The sequence below is a fragment of the Caballeronia sp. LZ024 genome (assembly GCF_031451455.1).
In the GTDB taxonomy this organism is placed as follows: Bacteria; Pseudomonadota; Gammaproteobacteria; order Burkholderiales; family Burkholderiaceae; genus Caballeronia; species Caballeronia telluris.
The window spans coordinates 3,253,987-3,277,419 of the sequence record NZ_JARUXL010000001.1; the positions used below are offsets into that span (position 1 = coordinate 3,253,987).

Genomic DNA, 23,433 nt, shown 5'->3' on the forward strand with positions numbered 1-23,433 from the left:
TGATTGAATGACCGATACCTTCCTGCAAGCCCATGACTTGCCGCGCGCCTGGGCGCGACGGCGCACGTTCACCCTCGTCGATACGCAGTTCCGCGATGGCCGCGCTTTCCTCGCGGCATGGGCCGCATGGCGCGCCGATCCCGCGCGCTGCGAACGCCTGCATTTCGTGTCGGCCGGGTCGCTCGCCACGCTCGACCGCGCACCGGCGGCGGATGTCGAACCGCTATCAGCCTTGCTCGCGAACGCCTGGCCGATGCGCGTCGCCGGCGTGCATCGGCTGGAGTTCGAAGCTGGATGCGTCGTGCTGACGCTTGTCGTTGGCGAGAACGCGGACGTGCTGAACAAGCTCTGGCTGCGCGCCGACGCCTTCAATCTACGCGCCGATCACACCGCCGATCCGCGCGCGCTCTGCAAGGCGCTGGCGCGCGTCGCCGCCGATCACGCGACGCTCGCCGCCGAAGCGCAACCGACGTTGCAACGCGCGCTGGAAGCGGCCGGTTTCGTCTGCGATCCTGCGCCGAAAGCGATGCTGACCGCCCGGTTCGCGCCGCGCTGGCGCGTGCGCCGTCACGAGCCGCCGGTGCCGGCCGGCATCGGCGGAGATCGCCATGCCATCGTGATCGGCGCGGGTCTGGCGGGTTGCGCGGTAAGCGCGCGCCTCGCCGCGCGCGGCTGGCGCGTGACGCTCGTCGACCGCCACGCCGAGGTCGCCCGCGACGCGTCCGGCAATCCCGCAGGCGTGTTCCATCCGATCGTCTGGCGCGACGACAGCATCGCCGCGCGTCTTACGCGAGCGGCGTTTCTGTACGCGCTGCGCCACTGGAGCGAACTCGAAGACGCGGGCCACGAACTGCGGCGCACGCGCGACGGTCTGCTTCAGATCGCCGATTCGCCCGACGATGCGCTCGCCATCGCCGATGCCATCGGGCGCTTCGGCTTGCCGCGGGATTACGCCGTCGCCGCGACAAGCGAGGACGCGTCGCGGATCGCGGGCGTCGAGGTCGCGCGCGGCGGCTGGTTCTTCCCGCGCGGCGGCGCCATTTCGCCGGCTTCGGTTTGCGCGGCGCAATGCGCGATCTCGGACGAACGGCTCACGCGCCGCTTCGGCACGGAAGTCGCGCGCGTGGATCATGACGGTCACGCGTGGCGCGCTTTCGATTCCGCTGGAGCGCTGATCGCCCAGGCGCCGGTCGTGGTGCTCGCGAACGCCCACGATGCGAAGCGCCTCGCCGCCCTCCACGGCGATCCGACCCGCAGCGTGCGCGGCCAGCTGACGATCCTCGAGGACACCCCGCTCGACGCCCTGCGCGTGCCGGTGATCGGCGACGGCTACGCGGTGCCGCTCGCGACGCATCGCACGCTGACGGGCGCGACTTACGACATCGACAGCACCGACCGCGAAATCCGCGCGGCGGGTCATCGGGAGAACCTCGAACGTATCGCGCGGATGCTGCCGGGATCGAATCCCGACGCCACGCAGCCGTTCGAAGGACGCGTCGCGTTTCGCTGCGTGACGAGCGACCGCATGCCGATGATCGGCCAGCTCGCCGACGAAACCGCCGCCCGCGCGGATGCGAAGCGCCTGTCCGGCGCATGGCCGCTCGATCTGCCGCGCGCGGCGGGTCTATATGGCGCGTTTGCGTTCGGCTCGCGCGGGCTCGTATGGTCGGCGCTTGCTGCGGAACTGATCGCCTCGCAGATCGAGGGCGAGCCGTGGCCGATCGAACGCGAACTGGCCGAAGCGCTCGATCCCGCGCGTTTTCTCATGCGCGCGCTTCGCCACGGCGATTTCACATAAGCGTGCGAAGCTGGGACGCGCAGTTATCCACGAGAACCTGTGGATAACTGCGCGAAGAAGAATCGAAAGCGCTGTGAACGGGTTGTGGGTGTATACGGGACAACTCGCGCCCGGCGCGCCGCGCAACAAACTTGTTCGGAGTTACGGAGCGTCGGCTCACACCTTCACGCTGCGCTTTTGCTTTCTTCAAACCGTTGATCAGACGCGGTAAACCTGAGTTATCCACAGAAACGGGGCGGCCTTGTTAACTACTACTACGTATACATACGGGAAACAGGTAAACCTCTAAAGCGGAGGCCATCGGCAGGAGCCAACCGGCCGTTCACATCGGAATGCGGTCTTTTTTTCCTGTCCTGCTTGCGCGAAACGGTTCGTTTTACCTCATCGAATCAATCACCTGGCGGCGCACTGTCATGCGTTTCGACCTATGGCACAATCGCCCTTCTTCTTGCGGCGCCGTTCGCGCGGTGTTCGCCTTCAACGGAACGATGGTCGTCCGGTCAGAATCTGATCACCAATGCCGACGCCATCGTTTACTGTGTCCGGCCACGCATTCCGAGCCGGGACTGTGCGTTGCCGCCGTCGTGTCGACGAAGGGCGCCTCGGGTCTCGCCGCGCGGCCGACGCACGCCCTAATCAATGCACGGCCTGTCCGTGACGCCGTGTTCGGTTCGAATTTCGTTTCGCCTGAGTGAACCAACGCTCTGAACCAACGCTCGATAGGCCGGACGAGTCGGTTTGTTCGCGGGCGTTTCGCCGTACACGCGCAAGTCACGAGAAAGCGCACGTGTTCCATCTGCTGGAAGCTGTGAAGGAGAAGCCAACACGATGAATTCGGCATTTTCGTTTCTACCCGCCTGGCCGCTCGTGCCCGACGCCATCTTCTGGGCCGGCGTCGCGCTCGTCGCTGCGGGCCTCTGCGGCGAGCTGCTGTGGCGCGCCTGGCGTCTGCCGCGCATCACCGGCTACGCGGTGATCGGACTGATCGCGGGAAACGCGGGTTTCAAGGTGATCGACGTGAGCGCCGCCGGTTTGTCGCGCCCGCTTCTCGACGTCGCGCTCGGCCTGTTGCTCTTCGAACTCGGCAGCCGGCTTGACCTGCGCTGGATTCGCCGCAATCCGTACCTGATCCTGTCGAGCATCGCCGAATCGACGCTGACGTTCGGCTTAGTCCTCATTGCGCTGATGCTCTGCAACGTCCCGACGATGCAGTCGGTCGTGATCGCGGCCATCGCGATGGCGACCTCGCCCGCGATGGTGATCCAGCTGAAGACCGAACTGCGCGCCGAAGGACAGGTGACACAGCGTCTCCTTACACTGACCGCGCTCAACAGCATGTATGCGGTCGTGGTGGAAAAGCTCGCCGCGGGCGTGCTGCATCAGGAGATCTACGGCAACACGTTTGCGACCATCGTCCAGCCGCTCTACCTGCTGATCGGCTCGCTAGTGCTCGCGTTCGTGCTCGCGCGCGCCTGCAACCTGCTGTACCGGCGCCTGAACGTGAACGACGAACATTCGTTCGTCGCCTTGTTCGGGCTCGTTTTGCTCGCGATCGCGGTGGCGCATCTCTTCAAGCTCTCGACGATTCTCTCGCTGCTCGCCGCCGGCATCATCGTGAAGAACGCCGACGAGCGTCCGCAGCTCTGGCCCGCGCATTTCGGCTCGGCCGGGTGGCTCCTCACCGTGATCCTGTTCGCGCTGACGCTGACCGCGTTCGAGTGGGGCGATATCGTGCTCGGCGGCGTCGCGGCGCTCTCGCTGATCGCCGCGCGTTTCGTCGGGAAGCTGGCGGGCGTGCTGATCTTCGCGAAGCCGAGCGGCCTGAACTGGAAGCAGGGCGCGGCGCTCGGCGTGTCGCTCACGCCGATGTCCGCGCTCGCGTATCTGCTCGTCGACGACATGTATGTGCTTTACCCCGACTACGACCCGACGCTGCGCGCGATCGTGCTGTGCTCGATCGTCGTGCTGCAGGTGGTGGCGCCGTTCGTGGTCTACCGGAGCCTGTCGGCCGTCGGCGAGCGGCGCGAATGAAACAGATGCAGTCATTGAAAAGCATTGCTTAACCAAGAGGCGTCATGTCACTCGAACCTTTCATCAACTCTGAACCGTTCACGTTCGGCGTCGAGCTGGAAATCCAGGTCGTCAACACGCACGACTACGACCTGACCAAGGCGGCTTCCGACCTGATGCGTCTCATCAAGGACGAAAAGATCCCGGGCAACATCACGCCCGAGATCACGGAAAGCATGATCGAGCTGTCGACGGGCATCTGCACGACGCACGAGCAGGCGGTCGCCGACCTGCGCAAGATCCGCAATACGCTCGTCGCCGCGGCCGACCAGCTTAATGTCGGCCTGTGCGGCGGCGGCACGCACGCGTTCCAGCAATGGAGCGAGCGACAGATCTTCGACACCCCGCGTTTTCAGTACATCTCGGAGCTCTACGGCTATCTGGCGAAGCAGTTCACGGTGTTCGGCCAGCACGTTCACATCGGCTGTCCGGATCCCAACAGCGCGCTTTTCCTTCTTCATTCGATGTCGCGTTTCATTCCGCATTTCATCGCGCTGTCGGCTTCGTCGCCGTACATCCAGGGCGTCGATACCGGTTTTCACTCGGCGCGCCTGAATTCCGTGTTCGCGTTTCCGCTGTCGGGCCGCGCGCCGTTCGCGCTCACCTGGGACAGCTTCGAGGAATACTTCTCGAAGATGGTGAGCACGGGCGTCGTCAACAGCATGAAGGACTTCTACTGGGACATCCGGCCGAAGCCCGGTTTCGGCACGATCGAAGTGCGGGTGATGGATACGCCGCTGTCCGTCGACCGGGCCGCCGCGATCGCGTGCTACATCCAGACGCTTTCCCGCTACCTGCTGCTCGACAAGCCGCTCACGCTCAAGGAAGACGATTACCTCGTGTACACCTTCAACCGCTTCGAGGCGTGCCGCTTCGGACTGGAAGGCGTGTGTATCAACCCGCAGACGGGCGAGCGCCGGACCATCGCGGAAGACATCCTGGAGACGCTCGACGTCCTCGCGCCGCACGCCGAAGCGCTCGGGTCGACCGAAGCGCTGAAGATGGTCGGCGACATCGCGCGCGGCAACAACAACGACGCGACGTGGCTGCGCGGCGTGTTTCACAAGGAAAAGTCGCTGCACGAAGCAGTGCGCCAGCAGTGCCTTCAGTGGCGCCAGTAACGTCATCGCGCGATGTGCTGTGGCAGATCGACCCGCTTTCGAGCGGGTTTTTTTTACGAATTCTTGCAGCCGAAGTCCGGACGCCATCGCCGATGGAACGCCTCTAAGGTTTACATCCAATAGGCCGTATACATACGTAATAGTAGTTAACAAGCATCGGCATTTTCTGTGGACAACTGGAAAAAGCCTTGTAAAGTCAAAGTGGTAGCGCGGGGAAAAGTACGTGGATCCGGTGCGCGTTGCATGGGGCATCCGTGGATATCCCAGGAGCGCGCCGCGGCGGACGACGGGTTATCAAGAATCCGCGCACATCGGGACAGAACGGTTCTCCCGCGGGTTATCCACAGTGTTGCGTGAATAAGTAAGGTGTACGTTTGTTCCGTGTCGCTTAGAATGTCGACTTTGCAGCCCCCGGCACGGGGCCAGCGAAAAACCAAAGCGCCAGCAAGAACACGATAAGGCGCGACGAGAGTTGCAATGTCCCATCGGGCGGTACGCGGTTGGATTGGTACGCCTGAATTTTGAGACGGCGGGGCCGGTGGCACGAAACGGCTGGCGGCGAAGCCAGCAGCCGTTCCCCGGGCGAGCATGCATGACGCCCGCGAATCGGTCGCCAGGCCCGCTGTCAAAACACATAAGCGGAACAAGAAGCGAAGACTATGAGCGAAGGCGTTTACGGAGAGCAGGCGACGGGGCGGGTGACCCACGGTCTGCTGCGGCTGAGCACGGCGATGCGCAGTCAGGCATGGGAATGGGCGGAAGGCGCGGGGCTGACGCCGACCCAGGGTGAAATTCTCGTGCTGCTGATGCAGCGCAAGGGGCCGATGCGGCTCGGCGAGATCGCACGCGAAACCGCGCTCACCGCGGCGACCACGAGCGATGCGGTGAGCACGCTGGAAGGCAAGGGCCTGGTCGAAAAGCGTCGCGCGGTCGACGATGGCCGCGCCCTCGCGGTACGTCTGACGGCACGCGGACGCACGGCGGCCAAGCGCGCGCTGCAATGGCCGGATTTCCTGGCGAAGGCGGTCGGCACGCTGCGCGACGACGAACAGGCCGCGTTCTACCGGACGCTGCTCAAGACGATCCGTCAGTTGGAGACGCAGGAGCAGATTCCGGCGCACCGCATGTGCCTGTCCTGTTCGCACTTGGAGGCGAGCAAGAATCCGAAGAAGACGCCGCATCGCTGCGCGCTTCTGCAGATTTCGATGGCCGATACCGACCTGCGTCTGGATTGTTCGGTATACGAAGAAGCGGACATCGCCACGCAGAAGAAGGTCTGGAAGGTGTTCGCCCAGGTCGCGTAAAGCTGGCGGGAACGTTGTCCGTTCTTGTCCGTCCGGCAGGCATGTGTGCTTGCTGCGAGTCGGTTAGACTGTGCCGGTCGCGCCCTCATTGAAGGGCCGCGGCCGGTTGTGCATTCGCGAACGCGACTTACACACTCGACCCGCCGCCCCAAGCCACGGAATCCTGCCGATGAAACATGAAGTCCTGGCGATTCGCCACGTCTATTTCGAAGATCTGGGCAATCTCGAACTGGTACTCGGCGATCGCGGCCATTTCGTGCGTTATCTCGACGTCGGCCGTGGCCGCATCGATGCCCCGAATCCGCTCGATCCGTCGCTGATGGTCGTGCTCGGCGGCCCGATCGGCGCGTATGACGACGCGAGCTATCCGCATCTCGCGCCGCTGCTCGCCATGCTCGAAAAGCGCCTGTCGGCGGGGCTGCCGACGCTCGGCATCTGTCTCGGCTCGCAGTTGATCGCGCGCGCGCTCGGCGCAAAGGTCTATCCCGCGGAACAAAAGGAGCTCGGCTGGCAACCGCTCACGCTGACCGAAGCCGGACGCGCTTCGCCGCTTCGGCATCTGGAAGCGGACGGCGTCGCGACGCCGGTCTTCCACTGGCACGGCGACACCTTCGATCTTCCCGAGGGCGCCACGCATCTGGCATCGACGCCCGCGTGCCGGAATCAGGCGTTCACCTGGGGCGAGCATGTGCTCGCGTTGCAGTGCCACCCGGAAGTGCTCGCGGATCGCTTCGAAAACTGGCTGGTGGCGTATCCCGGCGATATCGCGCAAAGCGGGACGAGCGCGCCGCGTCTGCGCGACGACACCGCGCGCTTCGGCCCGGGCCTAGAACGCGCCGCGCGCGCGATGTTCGGCGAATGGCTCGACCAGTTCGATTTCACCCGCCAGCGTTAGGCCAACCTCAGTCTTCGTGTTAAGCAAGTTCATGCAGATCATTCTTAATGCCGTGCTCGTCGGCCAGGCCGCGCCGCTCGGAACGCAGGGCAAGCGCAGCGCGATCCACAAGACGCCGGTTTCGGCGCGCGTGCGCATCGGCGAAACCGGTCTCGACGGCGACGAACAGGTCGAGCGCAAGCATCACGGCGGCCCGGAGAAGGCGCTGCTTCACTATGCGTTCGACCACTACGCCGCGTGGCGCGAGGAATGGCGCGCGGGCCATGCCGGACTCGAACGCTTCGACGCGCCCGGCGCATTCGGCGAGAACCTTTCGACGCGCGGTATCGATGAAAGCGGCGTCTGTGTCGGCGATGTGTATCGCATCGGCACGGCGATCGTGCAGGTGTCGCAGCCGCGGCAGCCGTGCTGGAAACTCAACCTCCATTTCTCCCGCGATGACATGTCGCGCCGCGTGCAGGACACGCGCCGCACGGGTTGGTACTACCGCGTGCTGGAGCCGGGCGTCGCCGGCGCGGGCGATGCCGTCGAGCGGCTCGCGCGGCCGCATCCCGAATGGAGCGTCGACAGGCTGTTGCACGTGCTCTACGTCGATCGCGACGACCGCGCGTCGCTCGAACAGATGGCGATGCTCGACACGCTGACGCCGTCGTGGCGCAAGACGGCGGCAAAGCGCCTTGAAAGCGGCAAGGTCGAATCGTGGTCGAGCCGGCTCGATACGCCAAAGAGCCAGAGCGACGGCGACTGAAGCGCGTCCGGCGCGTCGAGCGAGGCACGCGGGGTCTGCAGGAAGGAAAACGAAGTGCTATTCTCGATCGCTCATTCAGGTCTTTCTCCTCACGGGACATCGTCATGAGCGCGTTGTTTTCCCCGGCCACGCTGCGTGGCGTCACGCTTCCCAATCGCATCGTCGTGTCACCCATGTGCCAGTATTCGGCCGAACGCGGCGAAGCCACGGCATGGCACATGATCCACCTCGGCAGTCTCGCGCTCTCGGGGGCGGCGATGCTGTTCATCGAAGCCACCGCCGTTGAGCCCGATGGCCGCATCACGCCCGGCGACCTCGGCCTCTGGGACGACGCCACCGAAGCCGCGCTGAAACCGGTGCTCGCCGCGATCCGCAAGCATTCGAAGATCGCCGTGACGATGCAGCTCGCCCACGCCGGCCGCAAGGCGTCGAGCCACGTGCCGTGGGACGGCGGCCAACTGATTCCCGTGTCCGAAGGCGGCTGGATGCCGCACGCGCCTTCCGCGATTGCCCACAAGGACGGCGAAACGCCGCCGCTCGCGCTCGATACCGCCGGCCTCATCCGCGTGCGCGAGGCGTTCGTGGCGTCCGCGAAACGCGCGGCGCGGCTCGGCATCGACGGGCTCGAACTGCATGCGGCGCACGGCTATCTGCTGCATCAGTTTCTCTCGCCGATCGCGAACCAGCGCACCGACGAATACGGCGGCTCGCTCGACAATCGCATGCGCTTTCCGCTCGAAGTCTTCGACGCCATCCGCGCCGCGTTTCCGGACGACCGGCCAGTCGGCGTGCGCGTGTCGGCGTCGGACTGGGTCGACGGCGGCTGGCACATCGAAGACACCGTCGCGTTCGCCAACGAACTGAAGCAGCGCGGCGCCGACTGGATCGACGTGTCGTCGGGCGGCGTGTCGCCGTTGCAGAAAATTCCGCTCGAACCCGGCTATCAGGTGCCCTTCGCGAAGGCGGTGAAGGAAGCGACGGGCCTTCCGACGATCGCCGTCGGTCTCATCACCGATCCGATGCATGCGGAAGAGATCATCGAGAGCGGCCAGGCCGATTTCATCGCGCTCGCCCGGGCGCTGCTGTACAACCCGCGCTGGCCGTGGCACGCGGCCGCGCAACTGGGCGCGACGGTCGAAGCGCCGCCGCAGTACTGGCGCTCGCAGCCGCGCGACCAGAAGGCGCTCTTCGGCGACATCTCGTTCGGGCAGCGCTGAGTCGTTGCGAGGCGCGTCGCCCGAAGGCGTACCGTGGACGGTTGAATTCGAACGCGCCTACCGTGTACGATGCCGAATGTTCGAGCGCACCATGCGCCCGGCAAGATGAACGCGGCGCCTATCAGGCCGCCGCGTTTTTTTCATCCCGCTTGACCAATGCACGCCTTCCGCGTCTTCGATGAGACGCGCGCGCGACGCGGCGGCGCGGGCTTCACTCAACCCTCCCCACCGATCGTTATTTAAGGATTCATTCGATGAGTTCACGCAGGGTCACCGTTCGCCGCTCGGGCGTGCATGGCAAGGGCGTGTTTGCCGCGAGGCGGATTGCGGCGGGCGAGCAGGTGATGGAATACAAGGGCGAGCGCATTTCGTGGAAAGAGGCGCTGCGCCGTCATCCGCACAATCCGGAGGAACCGAACCACACGTTCTACTTCGCGCTCGACGACGGCCGCGTGATCGACGGCAAGATCGACGGCAACAGCGCGAAATACATCAACCACTCCTGCGCGCCGAATTGCGAAGCGGAGGAAGTGGAAGGCCGCGTATTCATTCACGCGCTTCGCGACATCCAGCCGGATGAAGAGCTGTACTACGACTACGGTCTCGTCATCGACGGTCGCATCACGAAGAAGCTCAAGAAGGAATACGAGTGCCGTTGCGGATCGAAGAAGTGCCGGGGAACGATGCTTGCGCTGAAGAAGTAGGGTCTTCGGCGCTTCCCGCGTGTTTCCCGGGCGCTTCGTCGGAAGCGAATGCCACGGCAGCGATGCCGTGGCATTTTTTTATGCGGCGCTCGCCGCTGCGGGCGCACGCGGTTTCAATGGCATGCGCACGACGAAGCAGGCGCCGCCTTCCGGCGCGTCTTCGTAATGCACGCTGCCGCCGTGCAGCGCCATGATGTCGTGGACGATCGCGAGTCCGAGGCCGGCGCCGCCTTCGATGGTCTGCCCGTCGCCGCGAAAGAAGCGCTTGAAGAGATCGGGCTGCTGGTCGTGCGGCACGCCCGGGCCGTTGTCTTCCACCACGATCTCGCCGAACGGCCGGTCCGCCTCGTCGCGCCACGCTGTCACGCTCACGGTCACGCGGGCGCCGTCCTGGCGGAACGGCGGAATGTACTTGAGCGCGTTGTCGATCAGGTTCGCGATCACCTCGCGCACCAGCACGACGTTGCCGCGCACGATCAGCGGATCTTGGTTGTCGGGATCGTCGAGGCGCTGGAAGCCCAGATCGACACCGGCGGCAAGCGCGCGCGGCACCCATTCGGCGCCGGTTTCGAACGCGAGCGCGGCGAGATCGAAATCGACGAAACGCGCGGCCTGTTCGCCCGGCTCCGCGCGCGCGAGCGACAGCAACTGATTGGACAGCCGCACCGCGCGATCGGCGGAGGCCCGCAGTTCCTTCACCGCTTCGAGCGCCTTCGCCGGATCGCGGGCGGTCAGCGCCTGGTCGGCGTGCAGCTTCACGGCGGTGAGCGGCGTGCGCAACTGATGCGCGGCGTCGGCGATGAACTTGCGCTGCGCATCGAGCGCGGTCTTCAGGCGATCGAGCAGCGCGTTCATTGCGCTCGTAAGCGGCCGGATTTCGACCGGCACGAGCGTTTCGTCGACGGGTTCGAGCGACGTGTGGGTCTGCTGATTGAGCGTATCGGCGAGATCGGTCAGCGGATTGAGCTGCTGGTTCACGACGCGCCACACGATCACCCAGCCCGCGAGCAGCAGCAGCAGAAGCGGCATCATGATCGCGACCAGAAACTCGACCGCGATCCGGTATCGGGAGCCGACGCGCTGCGCCACTTCCACGACGATCGGATTACCGTGCGGCTGGTCGACGCGCACCTGCGCCGCGCGCACGCTCATGCCCTGATAGTGCGTCTCGAAGACATAGGCGTAGTGGATGCGGCGCACGCTCGTGCCGGTCAGCGGCAGGTCGGGCTCGCCGGCGATTTCATTCTCGCCGTCGCTGATGCGGTAGATCAGTTGCTCGACGGGATCCGAGAACATTGCCTGCGCGAGCGGCGGCACGGTCACGGGCGCATCGACGCCGGCTAACTGAATTTGCCGCGAGATGGCAGTGGCGAGATCGGCGAGCGACCGGTCGACGACGTGCTGCGTGTACTGCCACGCAAGCCAGTACGCCATCAGGCCGCTCATCAGCGCGAGCAGGGACAGCGGCGCCGCGAGACGGCGCAGCAGAGATCGCCGGAGGCTCGGCGGAGGGGAGTGACTGGTCACCTTCGTGCGCGCCAGGTGAAGCCAGTCGTCGCGAGCGAAACGTTCATCGCTCGCGCGCCGGGTGGGGAATCGCAAGGCGTTCTACGGACGGGCGCTCACGCGGCCTGCCGGATTTCCTGCAGCAGATAGCCGAAGCCGCGCACCGTCACGATCTCCACCCGCGTGTTTTCGAGCTTTTTGCGCACGCGATGCACATACACTTCGATCGCGGTATCGCCGAGGTCGCCGCCGAAATGCGTGAGGTGATCCTGAAGTTGCGCCTTGCTGACCACGCGGCCGTGGCGCAGTAGCAGCATTTCGAGCACCGCGAATTCGCGCGGCGACAGTTCGAGCGGCTTTTCGTCGTTGAAGATGCGGCGATCGACGCCCGACAGGCGCAGTCCGCCCAGCGTCACTTCGGGACGCGGCACGTCGCCGTGCGGACCGCTTCGGCGCATCACGGCCCGGATGCGCGCTTCCAGTTCCTGCGCTTCGAACGGCTTGAGCATGTAGTCGTCGGCGCCGCTGTTCAGGCCCTGCACGCGGTCGTGCAGTTCGTCGCGCGCGGTGAGGATGATGACCGGCGTATGGCGGTTGCTCTGGCGAAAGCGCGCGAGCAGCGTCATGCCGTCGATGCCCGGCAGGCCGAGATCGAGAATCACCAGTTCATGGCGATTTTGCGCAAGCGCCTGCTCGGCGAAGATGCCGTCGTGAACCATATCGACGGTGAAGCCGGATTGTTCCAGGCTGCTTTGAATGCCGCGCGCGATGGGGCGGTCGTCTTCGATCAGAAGGATTCGCATGAAAGTCGCTCAAGTACAATGGGTTGAGCTCGGACGGGCGCCAGGCCGGCGAGAAGGATCGACGCGGCGGCGCGGGTTCGGGCCAGATCAAAAACGCTTACGTCAAAGGCGGCACGCGCGGCGCTCAGGGCCGCGGAAGTCGTGAACCGATTACTCTCTGCCCGGACATGTCCGACATCCCGATTCACGAACTCGAAGCTGCGATCAACTTCTGGCGCAATCGCTCGCCGTCGAGCGGGGATGAACTGAGTCTGTGTGACGAGGCGAGCGCGCTGTCCAGGCCTTATGCGCTGCTGATTGTACAGCGTGCCACATCGATGCCGGCAGAGCGTGTGGACCCCAAAGCCCGGGCGGCGTGGGAAGCTTACGAGCGGGCGAGAACGGGCCTTTCCGGGTGAAAGCCTGGCGGCGTTTCGAGCTTTCAAAAATAGTCGATTTTGCTTTCGAAACACCCATTTTTCCTGATTATTGGCTGTTTCGAACGCTTTCAGGCTTGTTACCGTTGGTAATAGGGACGTTACGAACCTTGCGAATGTAGGGTGAGGTTTCGGGAGAAGCCGCCGTGCATTAAACTCGCGCATTCAGCCGATAAATGCACAAAATCCTCATGATTGATCTCGATCACTTCGATCTCGCGCTTCTCGACGTCCTTCAGCGCTTCGGGCGCGCGACGCATCAGCAGTTGGGCGAGCAAGTGCCGCTGTCGCCTTCACAGATTGGACGTCGCCTGCAACGGCTGGAGTCGACGGGCGTGATCGAGGGATATCGCGTGATGTTGCGCCCCGAGAAGCTTGGTCTTGGCGTGACCGCGTTCACGAGTCTGAAGCTCAAGCACCACGGCGATTCCGTGATCGAGCAGTTCCAGCAGCAGATCGAATCGCTGCCGGAAGTGCTCGAATGCCACGCAACGGTCGGTGACGCCGATTATCTGTTGCGCATCGTAGCGCCCGATCTTTCCGCGCTTTCGTCGTTCGTGATGAAGAAGCTGATGCGCGTGCCGGGCGTCGACAGCGTGCGCTCGAATATCGTGCTGACGACGTTCAAGCGCAACGGGCCGCTGCCGCTCGGACATCTCTCCGGCGGCGACACCGCGTCCTGACTCACGCCGGCTGCGCGAGCAGATCCACGTAAGCGACCGGCACGAGGTCGTTCTCCCCGATGCCCAGCCGCGCGAACATGTCGTGCGCTTCCTGCTCGCCGGCGGCTTCGTCGTCGTCCTGGCCGAGCAGCACCTCCAGTTCGATGAAATCGCCGAGACCGTCGACGCGGTCCAGATGAATGCGCGTGCGCCCGACCAGATAGACGTGACGTTCCTTCGAGACGATGCCGCGCGTCGTCAGCGCCTGCGCGAGCAGCGTGTGCATCGCCTCGGCGTTGGTCACCGGGCTGCGCGAGTAATAGGAGACTTTCGGACCGTCACGGTCGTCGCGCTGATAGAAGATCAGCTCGGACGGCGTGCCGTCGTCGAACTGGCGCAGCTTGAGGCGTCCGGTCGGGACGTCGTAGAAAAAGTCCTGCTGGCGAAAAATCAGCGGCGCGTCGGAGGCGAGTGCGGCGGCACGTTCGCGAAGCGCGTCGAACTGATGGGCGCGGGCCTTGATTTCGATGTTGCGTGCCATGGGCAAAAACTCCTCGAAGCCGGTTGGAGAAAGAGACTTAGACTAGCAAAGTTTCGATGACCGGCGCTTGAACCGGCACTTACCTCGACCATTGATCGTCGATCAGGCGCAGCGCGGCCGCGATCACCGGCTCCTCGCGACGCTCGGCAAGCGCGATGAACGACAGTTGAGTGGGCACGGTCATACCTTCGACGATCGTCAGCGCGTGCGCATGCGCCTGCGCGAGCGCGATCGAATCGCGGGCGAGCGTGAGGCCGACGCCCGATTTCACGAGATCGAGCATCGACGGCTCCTGATCCACCTCGGCGACGATCACCGGCGTCGCGCCCGCCGCCGCGAACACGCGCGAGAGCAGCCGGTTGTGCGCCGATTCGGGCGGCGTCCAGATCCACGGCAGCCTGGCGAGCGCCGCCCAGTCGCGCTTGCCCTTGTTCACGCGGTTGTGCCAGCCGGCCGGCGCCAGCACGCGATACAGATACGACGTCAGCGTCACGACGTGAAACCGGCCGGCGTCGCGCGGATCGTCCGTATCGGGATCGCCGATATAAAACCCGACGTCGAGATCGCGCGCCTTCACGCGCTCCAGCACCCAGCCGGACATGCCGTGCCTGAGCGCCGTCTCGATCTGCGGATGGGTTTCGACGAGTTGCCGCAAAAATCCGCCGAGCCGCAAAAAATCCGGATCGAGAATCGTGCCGATGCGCAGCCGTCCGCGCACTTCGTGCCGCAGTGCAGCAGCGGCGCGCTGCACCTCGTTCGCGGCCGCGAGCGCGCGTTCGGCGTGTGGCAGGAGCGCCTCGCCGTCGCGCGTGAGCAGCAGTCCGTGCGAGGTCCGCGAAAACAGTCCGATGCCGAGCAACTCCTGCAGATTCTTGATTTGCAGGCTTACGGCGGGCTGCGTCAGATGCAGGTGCGCGGCCGCCCGCGTGAGATTGCCTTCGCGGGCCACCGTGACGAACGCGCGGAGCAGGGTGTAGTCCATGCGCTGATATTAGCGTGTCTTATATCTCTATTGAACATATCTCATTGGATTGGGGACTGCTGCGGCGGTACGCTTCTTCATCGGTCAAAGACCGGCTTCCGGCAATCATCTTGCGCGGTCGATACAGGAGGAGCACATGAGCGAGACACATAACAGCGAAACGCGCGCTGCGGCGCTGACGCATTTCATCGGTGGCGAGCGAACCGAAGGCACGAGCGAGCGCTTCGGCGACGTCTTCAATCCCGCGACAGGCGAGGTCACATCGCGCGTTCCGCTTGCGAGCGTCGCCGAAGTCGATACCGCGGTCGCCGCCGCCCACGCGGCGTTTCCCGCCTGGAGCGAGACCGCGCCGATCAAGCGCGCTCGCGTGATGTTCAAATTCAAGGAACTGCTCGACCGGCATCACGACGAACTCGCCGAAATCATCACGCGCGAGCACGGCAAGGTGTTCACCGACGCCTACGGCGAAGTGATGCGCGGCATCGAGATCGTCGAATTCGCGTGCGGCGTTCCGAACCTCCTGAAGACCGATTTCACCGATCAGATCGGCGGCGGCATCGACAACTGGAATCTGCGGCAGCCGCTCGGCGTGGTCGCCGGCATCACGCCGTTCAACTTCCCGATGATGGTGCCGTGCTGGATGTTCCCGATCGCCATCGCGACGGGCAACACCTTCGTGCTGAAGCCCTCGGAGCGCGATCCGTCGGCGTCGATTCGTCTTGCGGAATTGCTCAAGGAAGCCGGTTTGCCCGACGGCGTGTTCAACGTCGTTCACGGCGACAAGACTGCGGTCGACGCACTGCTCGCGCATCGCGATGTGGAAGCGCTGTCGTTCGTCGGCTCGACGCCGATCGCCGAATACATTTACACGGAGGGCACGAAGCAGGGCAAGCGCGTGCAGGCGCTGGGCGGGGCGAAGAATCATCTCGTCGTGATGCCCGATGCCGATCTCGATCAGGCCGTCGATGCGCTGATGGGTTCGGCCTACGGGTCGGCTGGCGAGCGCTGCATGGCGATTTCGGTGGCGGTCGCGGTCGGCCATATCGCCGATGAGCTGGTCGAGCGCCTCGTGCCGCGCGTGAAATCGCTCGTCATCAAGAACGGCATGGAACGCGACGCGGAGATGGGCCCGCTCGTCACCGGCGCGCATCGCGCAAAGGTGGAAGGCTATATCGATGCGGGGGCGAAGTCCGGCGCGAAGCTGGTCGTCGATGGCCGCGGACACAAGGTCGATGGTCACGAGAACGGCTTCTTCCTCGGCGGCACGCTCTTCGATGAAGTCAGCACCGACAGCACCATCTACAAGGAAGAGATCTTCGGACCGGTGCTGTGCGTCGTGCGCGTGCCGGACCTGGCGAGCGCGGTCGAACTGATCAACCGGCATGAGTTCGGGAATGGCGTGTCGTGCTACACGTCGGACGGCGGCGTCGCGCGCGCGTTCTCGCGACAGATCAAGGTCGGCATGGTCGGCATCAACGTGCCGATTCCGGTGCCGATGGCATGGCACTCGTTCGGCGGCTGGAAGCGCTCGCTCTTCGGCGATCACCACGCCTACGGCGAGGAAGGCGTGCGCTTCTACACGCGCTACAAGAGCGTGATGCAGCGTTGGCCGGACAGCATCGCGAAGGGCGCGGAGTTCACGATGCCGGTTGCAAAATAAGAACGCCCTGCATGAGAGCGGAGCAAGCGCCAACGCTGCCCGACAAGGAGACAAGCATGAAACAGAACGCGCGAAAGCTCGAAGGCGAATTCGACTACATCATCGTCGGGGCGGGTACGGCCGGCTGCGTGCTGGCGAATCGCCTGAGCGAAGATCCCGAAGTGAGCGTGCTGCTGCTCGAAGCCGGCGGCAAGGACGACTATCACTGGATTCACGTGCCCGTCGGTTATCTGTATTGCATCGGCAATCCGCGCACCGACTGGCTCTACAAGACGCAAGCCGAAGCGGGTCTCGATGGCCGCGCGCTTTCTTATCCGCGCGGACGCGTACTCGGCGGATGCTCGTCGATCAACGGCATGATCTACATGCGCGGCCAGCGCGAGGACTACGACGACTGGGCGCACGTCACGGGAGACCCCAACTGGTCGTGGGATTCGGTGTTGCCCGTCTTCAGGCGCAGCGAAGATCACTACGGCGGCGCGAGCGAATTCCATGGCGCGGGCGGCGAATGGCGCGTTGAGAAGCAGCGGCTCAAGTGGAAGATCCTCGAAACGTTTTCGCAGGCCGCGCAGCAAACCGGCATCCCCGCCACCGACGACTTCAATCGCGGCGACAACACGGGCGTTGGCTATTTCGACGTGAACCAGAAAAGCGGCATCCGCTGGAATGCATCGAAGGCCTTCCTGCGCACCGCGATGAAGCGCCCGAACCTGACGACGATCACGGGCGCTCATACGCAGCGGCTCATCTTCGAAGGCAATCGCTGCGTCGGCGTGGATTATCGCGGCGGCGATGTCGACTACCTCGCGAAGGCGCGCTACGAAGTGATCCTGAGCGCGGGCGCGGTGAATTCGCCGCAGATCCTCGAACTGTCCGGCGTCGGCAATGGCGCGCGGCTGCAGCGGCTCGGCATCGACGTGGTGCGCGATCTGCGCGGCGTCGGCGAAAACCTGCAGGACCATCTGCAGTTGCGTATGGCCTACAAGGTGAACGGCGTGCGCACGCTCAACACGCTGTCCGCACACTGGTGGGGCAAGCTTTTCATCGGACTGCAATATGCGCTCATGCGCAGCGGACCGATGTCGATGGCGCCGTCGCAGCTCGGCGCGTTCGCGAAGTCCAATGCAAACGACGCGTCGATCACGCGGCCCGACCTCGAATATCACGTGCAGCCGCTGTCGCTCGACCGCTTCGGTGAACCGCTGCATGCGTTCAATGCGTTCACGGCGTCGGTGTGTCCGTTGCGTCCGACCTCGCGCGGCAGCGTCCACATTGCCTCGCCCGATGCGCACAAGGCGCCGCTGATCGCGCCGAATTATCTGTCGACGGAGCGCGATCGCGAGGTGGCCGCCAATGCGCTGCGCCTCACACGGCGCATTGCGGCGGCACCGGCGCTCGCGCGCTATTCGCCGCAGGAGATCCTGCCGGGCGTCGCTTTCCAGACCGACGAGGAACTCGCCCAGGCGGCCGGCAAGATTGGCACGACCATCTTCCATCCGGTCGGCACGTGCCGCATGGGCGCGGACAACGATCCCGCCGCCGTGGTCGACAGCCGCCTGCGCGTGATCGGGCTGCGCGGACTGCGCATCGTCGACGCATCGGTCATGCCGACCATCACATCAGGTAACACCAACTCGCCGACCCTCATGATCGCGGAACGCGCGAGCGAAATGATCCGCGCGGACCGGCGCCATGTCGATGTGCAGGAAGTGATCGCGACCGCGCTTGCATGACACGCGCGACAGGTTGCTGACCGGCCTGCGTCAGCAATCGTCGCGCCATTCTCGAAACGGCTCCTCTCGCGGGGCCGCTCGCGTTTCTCTAGCCGACGCATGATTTGTATTGCTGCTGCTGGAATAAGCGCTCTAATCGTCCAAGCTTACTAAGTGCAAATCCCGATGATTGCGCTGCATCATTGGCGCGACAATGGCACCGAGGCAATGCATACCCGGTTTGTCGCGTGCTGTGTTTGTGCAGCACGCAATCCGCGGCGACAGCACCGAAGATCCTGAGTAACGCACGTTCGGGCACGCGCGAAGAAACCAAAACAACGCGCGGGTGAACACTTTGCTTCGCCCTCATTTCGCATGGAAGGGGACATGATTCTCGGCGACACGATTCTCGAAACGCGTGGCCTCACAAAAGAATTCAAAGGCTTCACCGCCGTGAATGGCGTGAACCTGCGCGTGCGCCGCGGCTCGATCCATGCGCTGATCGGACCGAACGGCGCGGGCAAGACGACCTGCTTCAACCTGCTCACCAAGTTTCTCGAACCGACGGCCGGACAAATCGTCTTCAACGGCGCCGACATCACACGCGAACGTCCCGCGCATATCGCGCGACGCGGCGTGATCCGCTCGTTCCAGATCTCCGCCGTCTTTCCGCATCTGACCGTGTTGCAAAACGTGCGCATCGGATTGCAGCGGCAACTCGGCACGTCGTTTCATTTCTGGCGCAGCGAGCGATCGCTCGACAGCCTCAATGACCGCGCGATGGATCTGCTTACGCAAGTGGGCCTCACCGATTTCGCCGACACGAAGACGGTCGAGCTCTCGTATGGCCGCAAACGCGCGCTCGAAATCGCGACCACGCTCTCGATGGAGCCCGAACTGATGCTGCTCGACGAACCGACGCAAGGCATGGGCCACGAAGATGTCGATCGTGTGACGGCGCTCATCAAGAAGGTCTCGGTCGGCCGCACGATCCTGATGGTCGAGCACAACATGAACGTGATCGCGGGCATCTCCGACACCATCACCGTGCTTCAGCGCGGCGAAGTGCTGGCCGAAGGCAACTACGCGGAAGTGTCGAAGAATCCGCTCGTGATGGAAGCCTACATGGGCAGCGCCGACGCCGCGCTGACAGGAGCGCACGCATGAGCACGATCGTGGAGGAACGACGCCCGCTCGATCAGCGCGGCGCAACGGGCAACGATCCCGCGCTCGAAATTGCCGGGCTACAGGCGTGGTACGGGGAATCGCACATCCTGCATGGCGTCGATCTGAAGGTGAATCGCGGTGAAGTCGTCACGCTGCTCGGACGCAACGGCGCCGGACGCACCACGACGCTGCGCGCGATCATGGGCCTCACCGGCCGCCGCACCGGATCGATCCGCGTCGGCGGGCGCGAAACCATTGGCATGCCGACGCACAAGATCGCGCATTGCGGCATCGGCTATTGCCCGGAAGAGCGCGGCATCTTTTCGAGCCTCTCGTGCGAGGAAAACCTCATGCTGCCGCCGCTCGTCGGCGACGAGAAGGCCAGCATGTCGCTCGACGAAATCTATTCGATGTTTCCGAACCTCGCGGAACGCCGTGCGAGCCAGGGCACGCGGCTCTCGGGCGGCGAACAGCAGATGCTCGCGGTCGCGCGCATCCTGCGCACCGGCGCGAATCTGCTTTTGCTCGACGAGATCTCGGAAGGACTCGCGCCCGTGATCGTGCAGGCGCTCGCGCGCATGATCCTGATGCTCAAGTCGCGCGGCTACACGATCGTGATGGTCGAACAGAATTTTCGCTTTGCGGCGCCGCTCGCCGATCGCTTCTATGTGATGGAGCACGGGAATATCGTCGAGCATTTCAACGCAGGGGAACTCGAAGCGAAGATGCCGGTGCTGCACGAACTGCTCGGGGTGTGACCGTTCGACGGTTCGCCGTGGTTCAGCACCGGTGCCGCGCGCGTGAATGCGCGGCAAGCGCACAGGCAACAACCATAAACCCATGGAGACTGGAATGAAAAAGAAGACTCTCGCGCGCCTCTCTTCCCTTTGCTTTGCGGCTGCGGCGGCGGGCGTTGCATTGACGGCGGGCAGCGCTCAGGCCGCCGACGGCAATACGGTGAAGATCGGTTTCGTCACGGACTTGTCGGGTCTCTATGCCGACATCGACGGTCAAGGCGGCCTCGAAGCGATCCGCATGGCGATCGCCGACTTCGGCGGTAAGGTCAACGGCAAGCCGATCGAACTCGTCTACGCGGACCACCAGAACAAGGCGGACATCGCGGCCTCGCGTTCGCGCGAATGGATCGACCGCGACGGCGTGAATGTCATCATCGGCGGCACCAACTCGGCGACCGCGCTTTCCACCGCGCAGGTCGCGGCGGAGAAGAAGACGCCGTACATCAACATCGGCGCGGGCGCAGACAACCTGACCAACGAGCAGTGTTCGCCGTACACGGTCCACTATGCGTACGACACGATGGCGCTCGCGAAGGGCACGGGCTCGGCCGTGACCAAGCAGGGCGGCAAGTCGTGGTACTTCCTCACCGCCGACTACGCGTTCGGCAAGGCGCTGGAAAAGAACACGTCCGACGTGGTGAAGGCCAACGGCGGACAGGTGCTCGGCGCGGTGCGTCACCCGTTGTCGGCGTCGGATTTCTCGTCGTTCCTGTTGCAGGCGCAAGGGTCGAAGGCGCAGGTGCTCGGCCTCGCGAACGCGGGCGGCGACACGATCAACTCGATCAAGGCCGCGAAGGAATTCGGCGTCACGAAGACGATGAAGCTCGCCGCGCTGCTCATCTTCATCAACGACATCCACAGCCTGGGACTGGAAACGACGCAAGGTCTCGTCGCCACCGACAGCTGGTACTGGAACAAGGACGACGCCGCGCGCAAGTGGGCGCAGCGCTACTTCGGCAAGATGAAGAAGATGCCGTCGAGCCTGCAGGCCGCCGACTACTCCGCGGTCACGACCTACCTGAAGGCGGTGCAGGCGGCGGGCACGACCGACAGCGACAAGGTCATGGAGCAGCTGCACAAGGCAAAGATCAACGACTTCTACGCGAAGGGCTACATCCGCGAAGACGGCAGCATGATCCACGACATGTACCTGATGGAAGTGAAGAAGCCGTCGGAATCGAAGGAGCCGTGGGACTACTACAAGGTCACCGCGACGATTCCCGGCGAGCAGGCGTTCGGGACCAAAGCCGAGTCGCGTTGCAAGCTCTGGAAGTAGTTCTGCATGAGTCGTGCACGAGCGGGACGCAACGGCGCGCGGCTGTAACTTGCCGCGTGCCGCCGTTTCCGCGCCAAAACCACTCTGACGGCAGATTCGATGGAAATTTTCGGCATTCCGCTCGCCGCGATGATGAGCCAGTTGCTGCTCGGGCTGGTCAACGGCTCGTTCTACGCGATCCTGAGTCTCGGCCTCGCGGTGATCTTCGGCTTGCTCAACGTGATCAACTTCGCGCACGGCGCGTTGTTCATGCTGGGCGCCATGCTCACCTGGATGGGCTTCTCGTATTTCAACGTGCCGTACTGGGCGATGCTGCTGCTCGCGCCGGTGATCGTCGGCGTGTTCGGCATGGTGATCGAACGCACGATGCTGCGCTGGCTCTACAAGCTCGATCACCTCTATGGCCTCCTGCTCACGTTCGGCATCACGCTCGTGATCGAAGGCGTGTTCCGCTCCGTCTACGGCTCTTCGGGGCAGCCCTACGACGTGCCGGCGCTCCTGTCCGGCGCGACCAATCTCGGCTTCATGTTCCTGCCGAACTATCGGGCGTGGGTGGTGGTGGCATCGCTCATCGTCTGCTTCGCGACCTGGTTCGTGATCGAAAAGACGCGCCTTGGCGCCTACCTGCGCGCGGGCACGGAGAACCCGAAGCTCGTCGAAGCGTTCGGCATCAACGTGCCGCTGATGGTCACGCTCACCTACGGTTTCGGCGTGGCGCTCGCGGCGTTCGCCGGCGTGCTCGCGGCGCCGGTGATCCAGGTGTCGCCGCTGATGGGCCAGTCGATGATCATCACCGTGTTCGCGGTCGTCGTGATCGGCGGCATGGGGTCGATCATGGGCTCGATCTTGACCGGGCTGCTGCTCGGCGTGATCGAAGGTCTGACGCGCGTGTTCTATCCGGAAGCGTCCGCGACGGTCGTCTTCGTCATCATGGCGCTCGTCCTCCTGGTGCGCCCGGCAGGACTCTTCGGCAAGGAAAAATGATGCAGAGAAAAGCGCTCTACGCGTTGTTGCTGATCGGCCTGATCGCCGCGCCGTTCGCGGGCGTGTATCCCGTGTTCATGATGAAGGTGCTGTGTTTCGCGCTCTTCGCCGCGGCGTTCAACCTGCTGATCGGCTATACGGGGCTGCTCTCGTTCGGTCACGCGATGTTCCTCGCGAGCGCCGGCTACACCACCGGCTACGTGATCCAGACGCTCGGCTCGACGCCGGAGATCGGCGTGATCGCGGGGACGGCGGTCGCGACGCTGCTCGGGCTCGTCGTCGGGCTGTTTGCGATCCGGCGCCAGGGCATCTACTTCGCGATGATCACGCTCGCGCTCGCGCAGATGGTCTACTTCGTGTTCCTGCAGGCGCCGTTCACGCATGGCGAGGACGGCCTGCAAGGCGTGCCGCGCGGCAAGCTTTTCGGCGCGATCGACCTCGGCTCCGACCTGACGCTCTACTACGTGCTGCTCGTCGTGATGGTGCTGGCATTCGCGCTGATCGTGCGAATCGTGCATTCGCCGTTCGGGCAGGTGCTGATCGCGATCAAGGAGAACGAGCCGCGCGCGATCTCGCTCGGCTACGACACCGCGCGGTTCAAGCTGCTGGCGTTCATCCTGTCGGCGGGGCTGGCGGGTCTCGCGGGGTCGCTGAAGGTGGTCGTGCTCGGTTTCGAGACGCTCGGCGACGCCTACTGGACGATGTCGGGCCTCGTCGTGCTGATGACGCTCGTCGGCGGCATGAGCACGATGTTCGGGCCGCTCTTGGGCGCGGCGATCATCGTGGCGCTGGAAAACCGGCTCGGCGATATCGGCAGCGCGCTCGCGAGGCTCACCGGCGTCGACTGGTTCAACTCGTTCGGCGAATCGGTGACCATCGTGACGGGGATCATTTTCATCGCGTGCGTGCTGGCGTTCCGGCGCGGTATCGTCGGCGAGATCATCGCGCGTGTGCGGCCGTTGCAGGGATAGCCAGAAATGGTTGGCGATCCGAATCAACTGTCGCAGAGGATTATCTGCGTTTAGCGGATGTCGATAAAACATCGCCCAATTAAGGTGCTTTTATGCACC

At 64.2% G+C, this 23,433-nt stretch carries 21 protein-coding genes; 17 read left to right on the forward strand and 4 right to left on the reverse strand.

The features are described from left to right. The first annotated feature begins 7 nt into the window (after nt 1–7). The 8 genes from mnmC to QCE48_RS14780 all read left to right on the forward strand — a co-directional run bounded on the left by mnmC (nt 8) and on the right by QCE48_RS14780 (nt 9,857). A complete protein-coding gene (gene mnmC / locus QCE48_RS14745; protein ID WP_309786976.1) occupies nt 8–1,798 on the forward strand; it encodes a bifunctional tRNA (5-methylaminomethyl-2-thiouridine)(34)-methyltransferase MnmD/FAD-dependent 5-carboxymethylaminomethyl-2-thiouridine(34) oxidoreductase MnmC in 1,791 nt (596 codons plus the stop codon). Between the two features lie 828 nt (nt 1,799–2,626). Further along, complete coding sequence (locus QCE48_RS14750; protein WP_309786975.1) at nt 2,627–3,829, forward strand: cation:proton antiporter; 1,203 nt, start codon at nt 2,627–2,629, stop codon at nt 3,827–3,829. 44 nt (nt 3,830–3,873) lie between these two features. Then, nucleotides 3,874–4,989: a YbdK family carboxylate-amine ligase gene (locus QCE48_RS14755; RefSeq protein ID WP_309786974.1), complete on the forward strand. Its 1,116-nt coding sequence runs from the start codon at nt 3,874–3,876 to the stop codon at nt 4,987–4,989. 659 nt (nt 4,990–5,648) lie between these two features. Next, a complete protein-coding gene (locus tag QCE48_RS14760; RefSeq protein ID WP_309786973.1) occupies nt 5,649–6,293 on the forward strand; it encodes a MarR family transcriptional regulator in 645 nt (214 codons plus the stop codon). Between the two features lie 169 nt (nt 6,294–6,462). Next, on the forward strand, nt 6,463–7,188 hold the full coding sequence (locus tag QCE48_RS14765; protein WP_309786972.1) for a glutamine amidotransferase: 726 nt from the start codon (nt 6,463–6,465) through the stop codon (nt 7,186–7,188). 31 nt (nt 7,189–7,219) lie between these two features. Then, nucleotides 7,220–7,936, forward strand: coding sequence for an MOSC domain-containing protein (locus QCE48_RS14770; RefSeq protein ID WP_309786970.1), 717 nt, complete (start codon nt 7,220–7,222; stop codon nt 7,934–7,936). A 104-nt stretch (nt 7,937–8,040) separates the two neighbouring features. Further along, nucleotides 8,041–9,153, forward strand: coding sequence for an NADH:flavin oxidoreductase/NADH oxidase (locus tag QCE48_RS14775; protein WP_309786969.1), 1,113 nt, complete (start codon nt 8,041–8,043; stop codon nt 9,151–9,153). 254 nt (nt 9,154–9,407) lie between these two features. After that, nucleotides 9,408–9,857, forward strand: a complete 450-nt coding sequence (locus tag QCE48_RS14780) for an SET domain-containing protein (RefSeq protein ID WP_087134711.1) — start codon at nt 9,408–9,410, stop codon at nt 9,855–9,857. Between the two features lie 78 nt (nt 9,858–9,935). Here QCE48_RS14780 and QCE48_RS14785 read toward each other — a convergent pair whose 3' ends face one another. Both QCE48_RS14785 and QCE48_RS14790 read right to left on the reverse strand, forming a co-directional pair. Further along, nucleotides 9,936–11,399 (reverse strand): sensor histidine kinase N-terminal domain-containing protein, encoded by a 1,464-nt coding sequence (locus QCE48_RS14785; RefSeq protein WP_309788318.1) that lies wholly within the window; start codon nt 11,397–11,399, stop codon nt 9,936–9,938. An 80-nt stretch (nt 11,400–11,479) separates the two neighbouring features. Next, nucleotides 11,480–12,166: a response regulator transcription factor gene (locus QCE48_RS14790; RefSeq protein ID WP_087631775.1), complete on the reverse strand. Its 687-nt coding sequence runs from the start codon at nt 12,164–12,166 to the stop codon at nt 11,480–11,482. A 167-nt stretch (nt 12,167–12,333) separates the two neighbouring features. Between QCE48_RS14790 and QCE48_RS14795 the strand changes: the two genes are divergently transcribed. Together QCE48_RS14795 and QCE48_RS14800 are read left to right on the forward strand one after the other, a co-directional pair. Continuing rightward, a complete protein-coding gene (locus tag QCE48_RS14795) occupies nt 12,334–12,564 on the forward strand; it encodes a DUF3717 domain-containing protein (protein ID WP_309788317.1) in 231 nt (76 codons plus the stop codon). A gap of 209 nt (nt 12,565–12,773) precedes the next feature. Then, nucleotides 12,774–13,265: an Lrp/AsnC family transcriptional regulator gene (locus QCE48_RS14800; RefSeq protein ID WP_309786967.1), complete on the forward strand. Its 492-nt coding sequence runs from the start codon at nt 12,774–12,776 to the stop codon at nt 13,263–13,265. Nucleotide 13,266: 1 nt separating this feature from the next. Here QCE48_RS14800 and QCE48_RS14805 read toward each other — a convergent pair whose 3' ends face one another. Both QCE48_RS14805 and QCE48_RS14810 read right to left on the reverse strand, forming a co-directional pair. After that, nucleotides 13,267–13,785, reverse strand: coding sequence for a class IV adenylate cyclase (locus tag QCE48_RS14805; protein ID WP_309786966.1), 519 nt, complete (start codon nt 13,783–13,785; stop codon nt 13,267–13,269). 79 nt (nt 13,786–13,864) lie between these two features. Next, a complete protein-coding gene (locus QCE48_RS14810; RefSeq protein ID WP_309786965.1) occupies nt 13,865–14,767 on the reverse strand; it encodes a LysR family transcriptional regulator in 903 nt (300 codons plus the stop codon). Nucleotides 14,768–14,903: 136 nt separating this feature from the next. On the opposite strand from QCE48_RS14810, the gene QCE48_RS14815 reads away from it, so the two are divergent. From QCE48_RS14815 to QCE48_RS14845, 7 genes are all read left to right on the forward strand, one after another. After that, on the forward strand, nt 14,904–16,427 hold the full coding sequence (locus tag QCE48_RS14815) for a CoA-acylating methylmalonate-semialdehyde dehydrogenase (RefSeq protein WP_309786964.1): 1,524 nt from the start codon (nt 14,904–14,906) through the stop codon (nt 16,425–16,427). Between the two features lie 56 nt (nt 16,428–16,483). Further along, nucleotides 16,484–18,160: a GMC family oxidoreductase N-terminal domain-containing protein gene (locus QCE48_RS14820; RefSeq protein WP_309786963.1), complete on the forward strand. Its 1,677-nt coding sequence runs from the start codon at nt 16,484–16,486 to the stop codon at nt 18,158–18,160. Between the two features lie 366 nt (nt 18,161–18,526). Next, on the forward strand, nt 18,527–19,306 hold the full coding sequence (locus tag QCE48_RS14825; protein ID WP_062631982.1) for an ABC transporter ATP-binding protein: 780 nt from the start codon (nt 18,527–18,529) through the stop codon (nt 19,304–19,306). Next, the gene (locus QCE48_RS14830) at nt 19,303–20,064 is read left to right on the forward strand and encodes an ABC transporter ATP-binding protein (RefSeq protein ID WP_309786961.1); all 762 of its coding nucleotides are present in this window, start codon (nt 19,303–19,305) and stop codon (nt 20,062–20,064) included. Before QCE48_RS14825 ends, QCE48_RS14830 begins: the two co-directional genes overlap by 4 nt. Before the next feature lie 94 nt (nt 20,065–20,158). Further along, entirely contained in the window at nt 20,159–21,379 is a 1,221-nt protein-coding gene (locus QCE48_RS14835) for an ABC transporter substrate-binding protein (protein WP_087631782.1), read from the forward strand. Nucleotides 21,380–21,478: 99 nt separating this feature from the next. Then, a complete protein-coding gene (locus tag QCE48_RS14840) occupies nt 21,479–22,363 on the forward strand; it encodes a branched-chain amino acid ABC transporter permease (RefSeq protein ID WP_087631783.1) in 885 nt (294 codons plus the stop codon). Next, nucleotides 22,363–23,334 (forward strand): branched-chain amino acid ABC transporter permease, encoded by a 972-nt coding sequence (locus QCE48_RS14845; protein WP_309786958.1) that lies wholly within the window; start codon nt 22,363–22,365, stop codon nt 23,332–23,334. Before QCE48_RS14840 ends, QCE48_RS14845 begins: the two co-directional genes overlap by 1 nt. The last annotated feature ends 99 nt before the right edge of the window (nt 23,335–23,433 follow it).

Bases quoted from the DNA above. Each gene is read 5' to 3' on its own strand.
- QCE48_RS14830 (WP_309786961.1), top strand. From the start codon at position 19,303: ATGAGCACGATCGTGGAGGAACGACGCCCGCTCGATCAGCGCGGCGCA.
- QCE48_RS14800 (WP_309786967.1), top strand. From the start codon at position 12,774: ATGATTGATCTCGATCACTTCGATCTCGCGCTTCTCGACGTCCTTCAG.
- QCE48_RS14810 (WP_309786965.1), bottom strand. From the start codon at position 14,767: ATGGACTACACCCTGCTCCGCGCGTTCGTCACGGTGGCCCGCGAAGGC.
- QCE48_RS14805 (WP_309786966.1), bottom strand. From the start codon at position 13,785: ATGGCACGCAACATCGAAATCAAGGCCCGCGCCCATCAGTTCGACGCG.
- QCE48_RS14815 (WP_309786964.1), top strand. From the start codon at position 14,904: ATGAGCGAGACACATAACAGCGAAACGCGCGCTGCGGCGCTGACGCAT.
- QCE48_RS14765 (WP_309786972.1), top strand. From the start codon at position 6,463: ATGAAACATGAAGTCCTGGCGATTCGCCACGTCTATTTCGAAGATCTG.
- QCE48_RS14835 (WP_087631782.1), top strand. From the start codon at position 20,159: ATGAAAAAGAAGACTCTCGCGCGCCTCTCTTCCCTTTGCTTTGCGGCT.
- QCE48_RS14775 (WP_309786969.1), top strand. From the start codon at position 8,041: ATGAGCGCGTTGTTTTCCCCGGCCACGCTGCGTGGCGTCACGCTTCCC.
- QCE48_RS14795 (WP_309788317.1), top strand. From the start codon at position 12,334: ATGTCCGACATCCCGATTCACGAACTCGAAGCTGCGATCAACTTCTGG.
- QCE48_RS14845 (WP_309786958.1), top strand. From the start codon at position 22,363: ATGCAGAGAAAAGCGCTCTACGCGTTGTTGCTGATCGGCCTGATCGCC.
- QCE48_RS14755 (WP_309786974.1), top strand. From the start codon at position 3,874: ATGTCACTCGAACCTTTCATCAACTCTGAACCGTTCACGTTCGGCGTC.
- mnmC (WP_309786976.1), top strand. From the start codon at position 8: ATGACCGATACCTTCCTGCAAGCCCATGACTTGCCGCGCGCCTGGGCG.
- QCE48_RS14760 (WP_309786973.1), top strand. From the start codon at position 5,649: ATGAGCGAAGGCGTTTACGGAGAGCAGGCGACGGGGCGGGTGACCCAC.
- QCE48_RS14770 (WP_309786970.1), top strand. From the start codon at position 7,220: ATGCAGATCATTCTTAATGCCGTGCTCGTCGGCCAGGCCGCGCCGCTC.
- QCE48_RS14820 (WP_309786963.1), top strand. From the start codon at position 16,484: ATGAAACAGAACGCGCGAAAGCTCGAAGGCGAATTCGACTACATCATC.
- QCE48_RS14790 (WP_087631775.1), bottom strand. From the start codon at position 12,166: ATGCGAATCCTTCTGATCGAAGACGACCGCCCCATCGCGCGCGGCATT.
- QCE48_RS14840 (WP_087631783.1), top strand. From the start codon at position 21,479: ATGGAAATTTTCGGCATTCCGCTCGCCGCGATGATGAGCCAGTTGCTG.
- QCE48_RS14780 (WP_087134711.1), top strand. From the start codon at position 9,408: ATGAGTTCACGCAGGGTCACCGTTCGCCGCTCGGGCGTGCATGGCAAG.
- QCE48_RS14825 (WP_062631982.1), top strand. From the start codon at position 18,527: ATGATTCTCGGCGACACGATTCTCGAAACGCGTGGCCTCACAAAAGAA.
- QCE48_RS14750 (WP_309786975.1), top strand. From the start codon at position 2,627: ATGAATTCGGCATTTTCGTTTCTACCCGCCTGGCCGCTCGTGCCCGAC.